This is a genomic window from Pseudovibrio sp. SCP20 (genome assembly GCF_057774105.1).
The window spans coordinates 1-14,470 of record NZ_JBYMDH010000005.1 but is presented as its reverse complement, the minus strand read 5'-3'; the positions used below and the strand labels follow the sequence as shown (position 1 = coordinate 14,470).

General features: G+C 50.9%; 13 protein-coding genes, 1 tRNA gene and 1 pseudogene. 9 read left to right on the top strand and 6 right to left on the bottom strand.

The features are described from left to right. Positions 1-25: 25 nt before the first annotated feature. Positions 26-964: a pca operon transcription factor PcaQ gene (gene pcaQ / locus AC3CB2_RS18275; protein ID WP_208982279.1), complete on the bottom strand. Its 939-nt coding sequence runs from the start codon at positions 962-964 to the stop codon at positions 26-28. 83 nt (positions 965-1,047) lie between these two features. Between pcaQ and pcaDC the strand changes: the two genes are divergently transcribed. From pcaDC to AC3CB2_RS18230, 9 genes are all read left to right on the top strand, one after another. Beyond that, the gene (pcaDC, locus tag AC3CB2_RS18270; protein ID WP_352936008.1) at positions 1,048-2,247 is read left to right on the top strand and encodes a bifunctional 3-oxoadipate enol-lactonase/4-carboxymuconolactone decarboxylase PcaDC; all 1,200 of its coding nucleotides are present in this window, start codon (positions 1,048-1,050) and stop codon (positions 2,245-2,247) included. Further along, positions 2,231-2,989 (top strand): protocatechuate 3,4-dioxygenase subunit beta, encoded by a 759-nt coding sequence (gene pcaH / locus AC3CB2_RS18265; RefSeq protein WP_352936011.1) that lies wholly within the window; start codon positions 2,231-2,233, stop codon positions 2,987-2,989. Before pcaDC ends, pcaH begins: the two co-directional genes overlap by 17 nt. 1 nt (position 2,990) lies before the next feature. Continuing rightward, positions 2,991-3,602 (top strand): protocatechuate 3,4-dioxygenase subunit alpha, encoded by a 612-nt coding sequence (gene pcaG, locus AC3CB2_RS18260; protein WP_352936014.1) that lies wholly within the window; start codon positions 2,991-2,993, stop codon positions 3,600-3,602. Positions 3,603-3,611: 9 nt separating this feature from the next. After that, on the top strand, positions 3,612-4,466 hold the full coding sequence (locus AC3CB2_RS18255) for a CoA transferase subunit A (protein ID WP_352936017.1): 855 nt from the start codon (positions 3,612-3,614) through the stop codon (positions 4,464-4,466). Continuing rightward, positions 4,463-5,254, top strand: coding sequence for a CoA-transferase subunit beta (locus AC3CB2_RS18250; RefSeq protein WP_352936020.1), 792 nt, complete (start codon positions 4,463-4,465; stop codon positions 5,252-5,254). Before AC3CB2_RS18255 ends, AC3CB2_RS18250 begins: the two co-directional genes overlap by 4 nt. After that, positions 5,254-6,459, top strand: coding sequence for a 3-oxoadipyl-CoA thiolase (gene pcaF / locus AC3CB2_RS18245; RefSeq protein ID WP_352936023.1), 1,206 nt, complete (start codon positions 5,254-5,256; stop codon positions 6,457-6,459). Before AC3CB2_RS18250 ends, pcaF begins: the two co-directional genes overlap by 1 nt. Then, positions 6,446-7,531, top strand: a complete 1,086-nt coding sequence (locus tag AC3CB2_RS18240) for a 3-carboxy-cis,cis-muconate cycloisomerase (RefSeq protein WP_488389897.1) — start codon at positions 6,446-6,448, stop codon at positions 7,529-7,531. Before pcaF ends, AC3CB2_RS18240 begins: the two co-directional genes overlap by 14 nt. Before the next feature lie 32 nt (positions 7,532-7,563). Then, positions 7,564-8,952: a M20 family metallopeptidase gene (locus AC3CB2_RS18235; RefSeq protein ID WP_352936027.1), complete on the top strand. Its 1,389-nt coding sequence runs from the start codon at positions 7,564-7,566 to the stop codon at positions 8,950-8,952. 209 nt (positions 8,953-9,161) lie between these two features. After that, positions 9,162-9,237, top strand: a tRNA-Phe gene (locus AC3CB2_RS18230). Between the two features lie 194 nt (positions 9,238-9,431). Here AC3CB2_RS18230 and AC3CB2_RS18225 read toward each other — a convergent pair. From AC3CB2_RS18225 to AC3CB2_RS18205, 5 genes and pseudogenes are all read right to left on the bottom strand, one after another. Beyond that, positions 9,432-9,821, bottom strand: a pseudogene (locus tag AC3CB2_RS18225) (tyrosine-type recombinase/integrase); the annotation flags it as partial. Positions 9,822-10,401: 580 nt separating this feature from the next. Then, on the bottom strand, positions 10,402-10,641 hold the full coding sequence (locus tag AC3CB2_RS18220; RefSeq protein WP_208609212.1) for a hypothetical protein: 240 nt from the start codon (positions 10,639-10,641) through the stop codon (positions 10,402-10,404). Positions 10,642-10,729: 88 nt separating this feature from the next. Continuing rightward, positions 10,730-11,224: a MerR family transcriptional regulator gene (locus tag AC3CB2_RS18215; RefSeq protein ID WP_352936029.1), complete on the bottom strand. Its 495-nt coding sequence runs from the start codon at positions 11,222-11,224 to the stop codon at positions 10,730-10,732. Between the two features lie 601 nt (positions 11,225-11,825). After that, positions 11,826-12,143, bottom strand: coding sequence for a hypothetical protein (locus AC3CB2_RS18210; protein ID WP_352936031.1), 318 nt, complete (start codon positions 12,141-12,143; stop codon positions 11,826-11,828). A 547-nt stretch (positions 12,144-12,690) separates the two neighbouring features. Then, positions 12,691-14,470 (bottom strand): calcium-binding protein (locus AC3CB2_RS18205; RefSeq protein WP_352936033.1); only part of this gene is annotated, 1,780 nt, incomplete at its 5' end.

The window sequence follows — 14,470 nt, the reverse complement described above, 5'->3', positions numbered from 1 at the left end:
ATATGCACTCCAAAATGACTTCCCTTCAATAGGCTGGAGCGTGTGTTTCTTCTCGTTCGCTCAGATCCATCAGAATCTCCGCAAAGCATTGAGCAGCGCTGTCCAATGTCTCGCCTGCACGCATGTTGAGGCCGACTGATCCCACCGTTGCGCGGGTATCAATGGGCAGTTCCACAAACTGGCCGCACTCGATCTCACGGGCGATCACGCCGCGAGAAATGATCCAGATCGCGTTGTACTCCTGAGTGAACGCTCTGCCGAAAGAGTCAGATACCGTCTCGATCGCCTGTTCTGGTTCTGGGATGCCATGTTCGATGAACAGACGGTCCACGAAAGGGCGGATAATCGAGGCTGCGGAAGGCATTAGGACCGGAAAGGCATCCAGCTCACTCACGCTGATTTGTGGCTTACCTGCCAGAGGATGGTTCTTGTCGACGGCAAATACGACACGCTCACGGTAATGCGGTTCAAACACCAATCCCTGCATGTTTTCAGGTGCGGGGAGGCGGCCCATAACCAGATCCAGCTCACCATTTCGCAGCTGATCCAGCAGCACGTGGTTCTCACCAGTTACAATATGAAGTCGGTTGCGTAGCCCTGTATCGAGGAAAGCTTTGACGGCTTGTGGGATGAGTGAAGCGGCGACAGTTGGCAGCGCGCCGATACGCACCATTGGTCCATCACTATAGCTGAGCTGAGATAATGCATTGATGCCGTTGCGGGCAGCAGCCAGACTGGTGCCTGCATGGCGCAGGAACACCTCACCATAGTGGGTGATGCGAATGCCGCGCCCGTCTTTTTCTATGAGCGGTTGGCCGCAGATTTCTTCCAGTTCTCGGATAGTCCGCGTCACAGCGGGTTGGGTCAGGTGAAGAACCTCCGCAGCGCGGCTCACGCTGTTCTGGCGGGATACCTCAACAAAAGCTTCCAAATGCCTGAGCTTTAATCTGCGCAAATTATTCATAACAATCTCAATATGATTAATCTGGATAATATCATTATTCATTTTGAAAAGGGCATGCAATTTATCCGTTTAGGGGGATGTGCATGCACTTCATAGACTTAAACGCGACCACGCTTCACTTCAAAAAGACCAGTTCAGACACAGCTGCTCCAGCGCTTGTTCTGATCAATTCATTGGGAACGGACTTTCGCATTTGGGATGAGTTTCTGCTTCATCTCGGGCATCAAGGCGAAGTGCTGACCTATGATAAACGCGGGCATGGTCTTTCTGGTGTCGGGGACGCGCGTTACTCCATTGATTTGCATATGCGAGACCTTGCTGCACTCATGGACAGTCAGGGCATCAAGAATGCGGTGATTTGCGGTGTATCTGTAGGGGGAATGATCGCAATGGCGTTGCAGGCAGCCCGACCAGACTTGGTCAGAGGGCTCATCCTGTGTGACACCGCACCGCGCATTGGTGATCCTCAGGGGTGGCAGGACCGCATCGACGCGATTGAGGCCAACGGGATGGAGGGGATCGCCAACGCGGTGATGTCCCGTTGGTTCTCAAAAGGCTTTCAAGATGAGATGCCTGCTTCTGTCGCAGGTTATCGCAACCTGTTGTGCCGGACACCAGTGGAGGGATACCTCGGCACTTGCGCAGCCATTCGTGATGCAGATCTGACATGCTCGGCAGCTCAGATCGACGTACCTGTTCTGTGCATCGCAGGGGAGGATGATCAGTCCACGTCACCAGAGCTGGTGGAAGAGATGGCAAACCTCATCCCGAACGCCAAGTTTGAGCGGGTTCGTAACTGCGGACACCTGCCGAGTATTGAGCAACCTGAGTATCTAGCGCATCTGGTTCGGCAGGCAATTTCGCGTTGGCCGAGCAACGTTGATCAGCGTGAACAGCGTCAAACTGAAATCTACAAACAGGGAATGCAAACACGTCGCCGGGTGTTGGGGGATACTCACGTGAACGCGGCTGAAGTGCAAAAGAACAGTTTTGACGCGCCATTTCAGGAACTTATCACGGAAGCAGCATGGGGCCATGTATGGTCTAGGCACAACTGGACATTGCGGGAGAGGTCCATTGTAACTATTGCGCTTCTCGCTGCGTTAGGGCACCTAGATGAAGTGGCCATGCATGTGCGGGCTGCAAGAAACACCGGGGCAACACGGGAAGATATAAGCGAAGCTCTGCTGCATACCGCAATTTATGCCGGTGTGCCAGCCGCAAACAGCGCCATCAAAGTCGTAAAAAATGTGTTCGCGCAGCTTGATGCGTCAGGGGAGTGAGATGAGCAAGCCAACGACCAATGCTGGTCCGTTCTTTCCGCGAGATCGAAACTGGCACCCGCAGGCATTGTCGCCCAATTACAAAACGAGTGTGTTGCGGTCTCCGCAAAAAGCACTTTTGTCATTCGGAAATACAATCAGCGAAACCACTGGGCCGGTGTTCGGTCACAATATGCTTGGTGAGCTGGATCATGATCTGGTGTTGAACTACGCAAAGACCGGTGAAAGTGCGTTGGGAGAACGCATCATCGTGCATGGCCACGTTCTGGATGAAGAAGCCAGACCTGTGCCAAACGCGCTGGTGGAGGTGTGGCAGGCCAATGCAGGTGGTCGCTACCGTCACAAGAAAGACGGCTATTTGGCACCGCTTGACCCGAACTTCGGAGGATGTGGCCGCGTGATTACGGATGAGAACGGCTACTATGTCTTCCGCACCATTCGTCCCGGCCCATATCCATGGCCAAACGGGGTAAATGACTGGCGCCCTTCACACATTCATTTCTCTCTGTTCGGGTCTGGCTTTGCGCAGCGTCTGATCACACAGATGTACTTTGAAGGTGATCCGCATATTCCGATGTGCCCGATTGTTCGAACCATCAATGATCCTGCAGCCATTGAGATGCTTGTTGCCAAGCTGGATATGAACCACACCGTGCCAATGGATGCCCGCGCCTATCGATTTGATATTGTTCTGCGCGGACGTCGCTCGACCATGTTTGAGAACCGTATGGAGGGCAATTGATATGACTAAGCTGGAGTATCTGAAAGAAAGCCCAAGCCAGACGGCTGGCCCTTACGTTCACATTGGCTGCACACCGAACTTCATCGGCAATACGGGGATTTTTACGGAAGACCTTGGTGCCCGCATGGTGAATGAGCAGACCAACGGGCAGCGCATCACCATTAAAGGTCGCGTGTTTGATGGAACCGGCACACCGCTAAAAGACGCTATGCTAGAGATCTGGCAGGCAGACAGTGAGGGCCTGTTCAACAGCCCGTCTGAAACGCGTGGAGATGCAGATCCAAACTTTACAGGGTGGGGACGTCAGCCGGTTGATCTGGAAACTGGTGAGTTCTGCTTTGAAACTGTGAAACCGGGTTCTTTGCCGTTTCCTGATGGCAGAGTGCAAGCGCCGCATATCAACTTCTGGATCGTTGCGCGTGGGATAAACATCGGCCTCAACACGCGCATGTACTTCCCGGAAGAGGAAGAGGCCAATGCCGCGGATCCGGTTTTAGGCCGTATTGAGCATCGCGTTCGCGTCCCAACGCTGATCGCCAAGCAATCCGGCGACACCTACACCTTTGATATTTACATTCAGGGTGAAAACGAAACCGTCTTCTTTGATATCTGATTGATAAACATGGCTGAATTTCTGTCTCTAAAAGATGCGGTCAAGAAATACCTCAAAAGCGGCGATATGGCCGCTTTTGAAGGTTTTACGCACCTCATCCCCCACGCTGCTGCCCATGAAGTCATTCGGCAAAGCATTGATGAACTCACCATCGTCCGCATGACGCCGGATCTTATCTATGATCAGCTCATCGGCATGGGTTTGGTCAAAAAGATGATCTTTTCCTATGCCGGCAATCCGGGAGTTGGTTTGCTGCGCCGAGTGCGAGATTCAATCGAAAACAGTTGGCCGCGGTCCATTGAGATTGAAGAGCATTCTCATGCTGCTCTTGCCAATGCTTATGAAGCTGGTGCCGCGGGACTGCCATGTGCGATCTTTCGTGGGTATTTGGGAACAGAACTTCAGCGTGTGAATCCGAACATCAGAAGCGTGACCTGTCCCTTTACAGGTGAAGAACTAGCAGCCGTTCCATCCATTCGGCCAGATGTCGCTTTCATCCATGCGCTCAAAGCAGATCGCAAAGGCAATGTGCTGATTGAAGGGATTGTAGGTGTGCAGAAAGAAGCTGTTCTGGCGGCTACACATTCCATCGTGACAGTTGAAGAAGTTGTCGACGAATTGGACACGCATATGAACGCTTGCATCCTGCCTCACTGGACAGTCTCCGCCATTTGTGAAGTGCCAGGTGGAGCACATCCATCTTACGCGCAAGGATACTACGGCAGAGACAATAAGACCTACATCGACTGGGATCCAATCGCTGCAGATCGCGAAAAATTCCAGGCGTGGATGGAAGAGCATGTGCTGAAGCAGGGGCCTGATGTGTTTGCTGGCCGCATCAAAGGGCTGGAGGTGACGTCATGACTGAGCAAGACTTTACCCCGGACGAGATGATGGCCATCGCCGCGTCCCGTGCCTTGAGCAATACAGATGTCTGCTTTGTCGGCATCGGCCCTCCATCTGCGGCTTGCAACATCGCGCGCCTCACGCATGCGCCTGATATCACGTTGATCTATGAGAGCGGGACGATTGGCACTGCGCCAGATGTTCTCCCCCTTTCCATCGGGGATGGTGAACTCTGTGACACAGCGCTGACAACCGTCTCCGTAACCGAGATGTTCCGCTACTGGCTGCAAGGTGGAAAGATTACTGTCGGTTTTCTGGGGGCAGCGCAGATTGATCGCTTCGCCAATATCAACACAACGGTGGTGGGTGACTACGACAATCCAACAGTGAGATTGCCGGGCGGTGGCGGTGCACCAGAGATTGCGTCGTCCTCTCAGGAAATCTACATCACCATGAAACAAAGCAAGCGTGGTTTTGTTGAGAAACTGGACTTTTTTACCTCCTTCGGACACGGGGAAGGCGGTGACCACCGCGCACGTATGGGCATCACGACAAAAGGCCCGACACTGCTGATTACAGACCTTGCCATCTGGAAACCTGATCCTGTCACTAAAGAGTTGACAGTGGTTTCCCTTCATCCGGGTACGACCAAAGAACGGGTGCAACAAACCGTGTCTTGGGCTGTACGTTTCAGTGATGATTTGCAGGAGACCCCTGCGCCGACTGAGGAGGAACTGTCTGTTCTGCGCGCATTGAAGGCGCGAACAGCGGCGGCGCATGCGGGTAACAAAGTGGAGACGGCCTGATGTCAGAGGCATATATTTGCGATTATATTAGAACACCAATTGGTCGTTATGGAGGCGCGTTGTCTTCAGTTCGGGCGGATGATCTGGGTGCTCTGCCAATCAAGGCACTGATGGAACGTAACCCTTTCGTGGATTGGGAAGCGGTTGATGAAGTGTATTACGGTTGTGCCAACCAGGCGGGTGAAGACAACCGCAACGTTGCGCGCATGGTTGCTCTGCTGGCGGGCCTGCCGGAAGCTGTTCCGGGGACAACACTGAACCGCCTGTGTGGCTCTGGCATGGATGCCGTGATTGCGGCGTCTCGTGCCATCAAGACAGGTGAATGCGATCTTGTGATTGCTGGCGGTGTGGAATCCATGTCCCGCGCGCCCTTTGTGATGCCAAAGGCAACTACACCTTTTTCTCGCGCTAACGAAGTGTTCGACACCACCATTGGCTGGCGCTTTGTGAACCCTAAGATGAAGAAGCAGTTCGGCATCGACAGCATGCCGGAGACTGGTGAGAACGTTGCCGAAGATTTTGGCATCTCCCGTGCAGATCAGGATGCCTTTGCTGCCCGCTCTCAGGCGAAAGCTGCCGCCGCTCAGGAAAATGGTCGTCTTGCCAAAGAGATCATCGACGTAACAATCCCACAGCGCAAAGGCGATCCGATTATCGTCTCAGCTGACGAACACCCACGTGCAGGAACGACCGCTGAAAAACTTGCAAAGCTGCCAACACCATTCCGCGAAAACGGCAGCGTCACCGCGGGCAATGCATCTGGTGTCAACGATGGTGCTGCAGCATTGATTGTTGCGTCTGCTGAAGCAGTCAAGAAATACGGCCTCACGCCAATCGCACGTGTGTTGGGTGGAGCAACAGCTGGCGTATCTCCGCGCATTATGGGTATTGGGCCTGCGCCTGCTGCGAAGAAGCTCTGCACCCGCTTGGACCTGCAACCATCTGATTTCGACATCATTGAACTGAACGAGGCCTTTGCAAGTCAGGGTATCGCTGTCCTTCGCGAATTGGGCCTTGATGAAAGCGCTGAGCACATCAATCCGAATGGCGGTGCAATCGCATTGGGTCATCCACTCGGCATGTCTGGTGCACGTATCACTGGCACCGCTGCTCTCGAGTTGAGCCTGCAAGGCAAAAAACGCGCACTGGCGACCATGTGTATTGGCGTTGGTCAGGGCATCGCAATCGCGCTTGAAAGGGACTGATGTGGTTGTGAGCCTCTTCACAGACCCGGTGTGGAGCGGATTGTTTGGAGATGAGGAGGTGCAAAGTGCCTTCTCACTCGAAGCAACATTGCGCCACTATCTGGCTTACGAAGTGGCTCTCATCAATGCTTTGAGCGAACAGGCGCTCATTTCAGCGGAGGCAAAAGAGGCTGTACTCAAAGGCAGTGAAGGTTTTGAGCCAGACCTTGCTGCACTGAAAGCAGGCGTTGCCAAAGATGGTCTGCCGATCCCGGCTTTCATTGCACAGTTGCGTGCCCGCATTGGTGAACCTCACGCTTCCGAATGCCATAAAACATCCACCAGTCAGGATGTTATGGACACGGCACTAGCTTTAGCTCTTAAACAAGTCTCTCAAGTTTTGGCCACTCGTCTGGCAGCAGTGGTGGGCGCACTCGAGACGCTAAAGTCAGCAAATGCCGATCATACGCTTATGGGCAGAACCCGCATGCAAGCTGCCTTGCCAATCACAGCAAGTGATCGCATAGCTACGTGGATCGCACCGCTGAAGCGTTATCAGCAGAAGCTGGAAGATGCTGCAAAGCAGGTTTCGGTGCTTCAGTACGGCGGCCCTGTTGGAACTTCAGCAACACAAGGCGAGCATGCTGAGGCCATTGCCGCACAAATGGCGGCTGAGTTGGAACTGGGAGTGCCCAATCTGTCATGGCACACACAGCGGGATAATCTGGTTGATTATGCGAATGTGCTTTCCATGATCTCCGGTAGTCTCGGCAAACTGGGTGCGGATGTAACACTGATGGCTCAACAGGGTGTTGGTGAGATTAGACTTTCTGGCGGAGGCAGTTCGTCTGCCATGGCTCACAAACACAATCCAATCAATGCAGAACTGTTGGTTACGCTGGCGCGCTACAACAGCACGCAAGTATCCGCCATGCATGGCACGCTGGTACATGAGCAGGAGCGTTCAGGCGCTGCGTGGGTATTGGAGTGGATGATCTTGCCCGGCATGTGCATGGCGACGGGTGCCGGTCTTCAGAGTGCATTAAAGCTGCTGCAACAAACAGAGTGGATTGGAGCTCCCTTAAGTGATTAACTGCGCCAACTGAGTTTAGAGGGAGAATGAGAATGTCCAGTCGCAATGAAGCCATCCAACGGGCGGAAACCTACTTCGACAGCGGCGCATTCCTCAAAGACCTGGCACGATTGATTGCAATCCCGACTGAAAGCCAGGAACCTCACTCCAAGCCTCAACTGATGCGTTACCTGAAAGAAGAGATGCGCCCTCTGCTCGAACGCCTCGGCTTCAAAACGCACATATTCGACAACCCCAACCCAGCCGGTGGACCTTTCCTCTATGGCGAGCGGATTGAAGATCCATATCTCCCTACAATCCTCACTTATGGCCATGGTGATGTGGTGCGAGGACAAGCAGGCAACTGGATGGGTGGCAGAGATCCCTTCGTTCTGGAAGAAGATGGTGATCGCATCTATGGCCGTGGGACGGCCGACAATAAATGCCAGCACCTGATCAACCTGCAAGCTTTGGGCTGTTTGCTTCAGGAAAAGAAGCAACTGGGCTTCAATTGCAAAGTGATCATCGAAACCTCTGAGGAAACTGGCTCTGCTGGTCTTCAGGAGTTTTTCGAAGAACACAAGAGAATGCTGGCCGCAGATGTGCTCATCGCTTCCGATGGTCCACGATTGCAAGCTGATACGCCAACCGTTTTCACAGGTGCCCGCGGCGCACAGACCTTCACCTTGCAAGTGAACCTGCGTGATGGTGCAAACCATTCTGGTAACTGGGGGGGGCTGCTTGCCGATCCTGCGATCATTCTTGCTAACGCAATCTCTTGCATTGCTGATGCTCGGGGACAGATCCAGATTCCGGGCTGGCGTCCAACCAGCCTGACGCCGGACATTCGTGAAGCGCTCAGCGAGTTGCCTGTTGGGGATCCTCAGGGGCCGACAATCAGCGAGAACTGGGGTGAAGAAGGGCTGACACCTGCCGAGCGTGTGTTCGGTTGGAACTCCTTTGCTGTATTGGCCATGAAAAGCGGCGTTCCGGAAGCCCCCGTCAACGCCATTGACGGCTACGCTTTCGCTGTCTGCCAACTGCGCTATGTGGTAGGAACGGACGTTCAAGGCCTTATCCCGGCACTGCGCGCTCATTTGGATGCGAATGGCTTCAAGGATGCCGAGATCAGACAAGAAGACCGTGGCTTCTTTCACGCGACCCGTCTTTCTCCAAATAATCCGTGGGTGAGAATGGTTTCTGCTTCCTTAGAGGAAACAAGCGGTAAGAAACCACATGTACTGCCAAACCTCGCAGGCTCATTGCCCAATGAGTGTTTTGCTGAAACTTTAGGAATGCCAACAGTTTGGGTGCCTCACTCTTATGCTGGATGCTCACAGCATGCTCCTAACGAGCATATTCTCAAGCCCGTTGCGCGAGATGCACTGCGTAACATGGTGGCTTTGTTCTGGGATATTTCCGAAAATGGAGCACCCAACTGACAGGTGAAGGTCAACTAAGAACCCTTAAAGCCGATCAAAGCTGCTAAAAGTGCTATGATTTAAGGAGCTTACGATTTTTTGTTGAGTGGGCAGTGGAGAAATCAGATTTCTTTGAAAAAAATGCATTTGCCCGCTGGACAGGAGAAATCTGGCACCCTATAAGACGCTCACCTTCGCGGGACGGAAAACAAACCGCCCCAGCAGAATGTGCCCGGATAGCTCAGTTGGTAGAGCAGCGGATTGAAAATCCGCGTGTCGGTGGTTCGAATCCGCCTCCGGGCACCACTTATCTCCTTGAAATTACTAGATAATAAACCGAGCATTCGCTCAGCTTTCTCAAGGTTTGACACTTTTTCCGGCATGGTTTGACACTTTTGCTCTAACTGCTTGCTGAACTTTTCCCCGCGCAGAGTTATTTCCTTCTCAAATCGGACAGCAATATCCGACATGCTTTTGCGCAAATCAGCTCCTTTGGCATAAAGCCGTGCCATCGCTTCTGTCTCATGTCCCAGCGCAGCGGCAAGGTCTCTGTCATTCAGCCCAATCTCCCGCAAAATGGTCGCCACCGTATGCCGCAGACCATAAAGAGTAAGGCCCGGCTCAATCAGGCTCTTGTCTTCTAATTGGATGCGTAGTTTGCGCCATGATGCTCTGAACCCCGAGACAGTCCATGATTGCCCTCTGGAGTTTGCGCAAAGCGTTGGCGCTTCGTGATCTGGCGCTTCATCAAGAGCTGCTTTCAAAGGTGCAATGACAGGCCAAAAGACCGGAGCCCCTGTTTTGGCTCTACGGGTTGAGATGAAGCCATTTTGGTATTGTTGCTTGGAAAGCGTAAGCGCGTCTTGAGGACCAAGTCCCGTATACATCATCAAGGTAAGGGCAGGGACCATTTGAGGAGATGCGTGTTTTAAAACGATCCTGCGCTCATCATCCGTCCAAGGCCTGTTGGCGATTGGAGCATTCTTAGGTTTGCGAATGGATTTGACCCCAAGCGCAGGGTTTTCTTTGACGAAGCCACGCTCTTTGCCCCATGAAAACAGAACAGAAAGCACCTGCTTCACATAGTTTGCAAAACGCCGCTTACGCTGCTCCTCTGCTTTATCTCTGAGTTTGACAATGAAGGGTGAGGTAAAGCGGGTGAGGGGGGTGTTGTTGATTGGTGCCAGATAATCAAAGACCTTTTGATAGTCCGACTTGGTGCGCTCAGCCAACTCAAAAAAGGCAGAGCTGGCGCGATACTTGTCAATCAGATTGCCGAGCGTGCCCGGCCTGCTGGTATCAGCCACTGACATCAAGCTTGTCAGTCGCTCGCATTCTGCCAGAAAGGCAGCACTGCCAATTGGCGCTTTTTCCAGATTGATCGCCTCTCCAGTCTTGCGATGATAACACCGCAGCTTGCCATGCTGGTCATTGAAGATCTTGAAGCCTTTGACCCGGATTATCGTCATATCAGGCTCCCAGCTGATTGAGGAGATCATCATCCGATGGACGGCTGTCTTCCTTTAAGCCTTCAATCCAACGATCCAAATCCTTGACGTCCCAGACCTTGCGCCCTCCAGGAAGAAGAACAGCGGGAACCGGGCAATTGGCCAGGAAGCTGGTTGCACTTAGTCCGCAATAAGAAGCCGCATCAGCTCTCTTCAGCATGCGATACGGCTGGATACTCAAGTTCAACTGCGCTCTCGCCATATCGATCCCCTATTGATCTTGGTCTGCAGCAAGTGAATTGTCTTGGATGTAATGTTGGGATCTATTGCCCAACTCAATGGAGTGAGAACTAGGTGGTTTGCTCTTTTTGGAGCTCGTCATAGGCGTCTAGCATTTGGACAATCAATGCCGTGCAGTCGACAACATGAAAAGCGGGTTGCCGCTCTGCCGTATGAATAAAGTCAGCTATTGCATTCTGAACAGCTTCCAAGCCGTGATACAACTCGATGGACAAGCTCTTATCATCTGCTGACATGTTGCAGATGCAAAATACGCCTTCTTCTATGTCTAGAAGCTGCGGCCAGTTTTTCTCCACTCTCATAGAAATGGTACCAGCGATCATTTCCGCCATTGCGTTTGTACAGTGGGCACGCACAAGTGTGTTGTAAGTTGCAACGACCATGAGATCGCCGAAGGTGTATCGTGTCCAACCTTCGCCTTCCCCCTCTAGTACAAACTGCTTCCTCCTTCGCCACACACGCAAAGTTTCAATGTTCATGCCGATGAGTTTGGCAACTTCTGATGCAGTGAAAGTTCGATTGAATACGTCTGTTGTAGGTTCCATAGCCGACTCGCCTCTACTAATGGGACAAATGTACCATTTTGAATAAATGGGTCAAGTGGAACATTTTTTGAATTGGGGCCACTTAAGGTGAAATTTGGGACTTACTTGTGTTTTTGTGGGGGGAGTAACTCAATATTTTCATCCCCTTAGCTAGTAGAGCCAAGGGGATGAAATGCTTTCTATTAGACAAGTTGGAAATCATCAGAATGAAGGTTTGACTTCGATACATTGTTCAAAATGACTGAGTTGTCAGAAGCCAGAGCAATGACAACATTACTTTTCCTTATCGGTTACTGTAACGAGTACAGCATCAAAGCCAGCAAAAAACGTTGCTATAGAAACGGATAATATCTTCAGAACCTGTGTTACCGCTTATCGTTTGAGAATGAGATCCGCTAAAGATTACATCATCGTCTCCTGTTCCGATCAGTTCCAACAGGCCATCATCATGTAATTTGATCTCACTCAAACTGGTTTCATCTGCGAACTTAAAGTGCTCGATATGACGGCTAAGATCTTAAAACTTGATAGACTCAAATATGTCACTCTTTGACCAGCTCATCAGCAGCGCATCGTGCTTCTCGCTTTTATTGTCTCTTCCTTAGAACGTGCTAAAGGTGAAGTCGGAAAGCGGCAGGTTCTTGAAAATGACCTTGTCGGTTTCCCAACCGTCATACTCGATATGGGAGCTTAAAGGTACGTGGCCCGCTTCTGTGCCGTTGTGGTAGGTATTGTTTCCTTGCTTACCCTTCAGATACTGCTTCCCACCAGGGTGACCGCCTGTATCCAGTATATCATCACCGGCAAATCCGCGAGTTGTATCTCTTAGGTTGCTGCCAGTTATGGTCTCTCCGGCATCGCTAGCCTTCAGTAAGAGATTAGAGCCATCCCAAAATGTGAGATCAATCCTACTCAGCACACTGCTATCAACAAACTCAAAGCGCTTGATATGGATTCCATGTCGGACATAAAGAGTGAATCAGATTAGTCATCCTTATCCCACTGTTGACGCAAGGCTTCTTTATAGTTCACGTGGTCGTAAGTGCTGAGTATTAGATCCTTGAAGCGAACGGTATCGTTGCCGCTATCATTCCTGGAGGCGTTAACTTAAGCATGTAAGTCTCAAAATTTGTTGGTGTTTTCGTTGTTTTTGGCAGTTCTCAAACACTTCTCCAGAATGTACGATATTGATTAGTGACATGATTCAAGTCCCCAAAACCTGAATGGTTGAAATCAATAACTGATTTGGCTGTTTATACATGAGCCAGACGGAAGGGCTGCAGCCCGTTCGTTCTCCTTCTTGGGCGCTTGTTCCTACAGATCCTTGCTTTTGCACTCACTCAGAAGGGCCAGAATAAGATTTGCAAAATTGTAAGCTAAGAACGCGCAAAACAGAAACCCCGGAGAAAATCCCCAGGGTCACTTGGATCTAGTTTGAAGTTACGAGATTTGAACAAACCATAAAATCAGAAAAACTGGAAGTCATCTTCATGTAGGTCTGCTTTTGAAACGCCCATCAAGGTGATGGAGTTCTCGTCATCTAGCTTGATTACCGTATCTTCACCAATGTCATTTGTGGCAGCGAGTATTGATGTAAAGTTTGCGAATAGTTCTGCATCAAATCTGATGATATCATTTAAACCTGCACCTGTAGCAAAATCAGAAACCTTGTCTTGGCCAAAGCCATGCTCAAACACATAGATATCATTGCCAGTGCCTCCTCTCAGGAAATCATCACCTGCGCCACCAATGATCGTATCATTGCCTGCATTGCCATAAATAGTGTCGTTTCCATCTCCGCCATCGATGCGTTCACCGTAGTGATCGTCACCGGTGATAACGTCATCGGTAGAGGTTCCAAGGAGTACAGCATGGGCACGCATAGTGTTCTGGTCCCATATCGTCCCATCAGCAAACTCAATAAAGTTCACACCTTGGTTCTTACCAGCCCCATTCTCTCGATAACTGAGCTCTAATGTGACAGTCTCACCTGTCGTTTTATTGGTGATCACATAGTCTCGAGGATTGGTTAGGTTTTGAGTAAATTGCAGGTCCGATGCATTCAGATCTCTCAGCTTTAACCTGTCGGATCCATGATCATACCCCTCAGATACTATATCATTTCCGTCACCTGCTCCCCAGATGAAGACATCATTGCCAGTGCCTCCTCTCAGGAAATCATCACCTGCGCCACCAATGATCGTATCATTGCCTGCATTGCCGATGATATGATCATCGTGATTACTTCCAATGATCAGCTCTGAACCAACGTTTCCAGAAAGTTCTAAGCGGCCATCTGTTAAGACTTTGATTTTTGCAATATCATTCCCATCTGCGAAAGCAAAACGCTCAATTTGAGTGCTATTTTTGATGGTGAGAACGTTTTTAATATCTTCAATTGGCTGGTCTGGTTTGGAAGGATCGATGAGATAGAACTTCAAATCACCGTTTACGTTGACAATTTTCAGATCAGACAACGTGATGCCATCCTGAAAACGGATTATGTCAGTTCCTGAGCTATCAGAAACCTCGTCTTGGCCGAAACCATGCTCAAACACATAGATATCGTTACCGGAGCCTCCTCTTAAGAGATCATCTCCGGCACCACCAATAATTGTATCGTTTCCACGGAGGCCGTTAATGGTGTCGTCTCCATCTCCGCCATCAATGCGTTCACCGTAGTGATCGTCACCGGTGATAACGTCGTCGGCAGAGGTTCCAAGGAGTACAGCATGGGCACGCATAGTGTTCTGGTCCCATATCGTCCCATCAGCAAACTCAATAAAGTTCACACCTTGGTTCTTACCAGCCCCATTCTCTCGATAACTGAGCTCTAATGTGACAGTCTCACCTGTCGTTTTATTGGTGATCACATAATCTCGAGGATTGGTTAGGCTTTGCGTAAATTGCAGGTCCGATGCATTCAAATCTCTCAGCTTTAACCTGTCGGACCCATGATCATACCCTTCAGATACTATATCATTTCCGTCACCTGCTCCCCAGATGAAGACATCATTGCCAGTGCCTCCTCTCAGGAAATCATCACCTGCGCCACCAATGATCGTATCATTGCCTGCATTGCCATAAATAGTGTCGTTTCCATCTCCGCCATAAAGCAGGTCATTACCATTGCCACCCGTGATGGTGTCATCACCCTTGCCGCCAAAAGCCGCCTCTTGAGTTGAGACATGAATGGTGTCATCGGTATCATCTCCAATGAGCGCTCTCATGTCATTGGTGGAGATG

Coding starts and splice junctions, on each gene's coding strand:
- pcaF (WP_352936023.1), top strand. CDS start 5,254: ATGTCAGAGGCATATATTTGCGATTATATTAGAACACCAATTGGTCGT.
- AC3CB2_RS18250 (WP_352936020.1), top strand. CDS start 4,463: ATGACTGAGCAAGACTTTACCCCGGACGAGATGATGGCCATCGCCGCG.
- AC3CB2_RS18215 (WP_352936029.1), bottom strand. CDS start 11,224: ATGGAACCTACAACAGACGTATTCAATCGAACTTTCACTGCATCAGAA.
- pcaH (WP_352936011.1), top strand. CDS start 2,231: ATGCGTCAGGGGAGTGAGATGAGCAAGCCAACGACCAATGCTGGTCCG.
- pcaG (WP_352936014.1), top strand. CDS start 2,991: ATGACTAAGCTGGAGTATCTGAAAGAAAGCCCAAGCCAGACGGCTGGC.
- AC3CB2_RS18220 (WP_208609212.1), bottom strand. CDS start 10,641: ATGGCGAGAGCGCAGTTGAACTTGAGTATCCAGCCGTATCGCATGCTG.
- AC3CB2_RS18255 (WP_352936017.1), top strand. CDS start 3,612: ATGGCTGAATTTCTGTCTCTAAAAGATGCGGTCAAGAAATACCTCAAA.
- AC3CB2_RS18235 (WP_352936027.1), top strand. CDS start 7,564: ATGTCCAGTCGCAATGAAGCCATCCAACGGGCGGAAACCTACTTCGAC.
- pcaDC (WP_352936008.1), top strand. CDS start 1,048: ATGCACTTCATAGACTTAAACGCGACCACGCTTCACTTCAAAAAGACC.
- pcaQ (WP_208982279.1), bottom strand. CDS start 964: ATGAATAATTTGCGCAGATTAAAGCTCAGGCATTTGGAAGCTTTTGTT.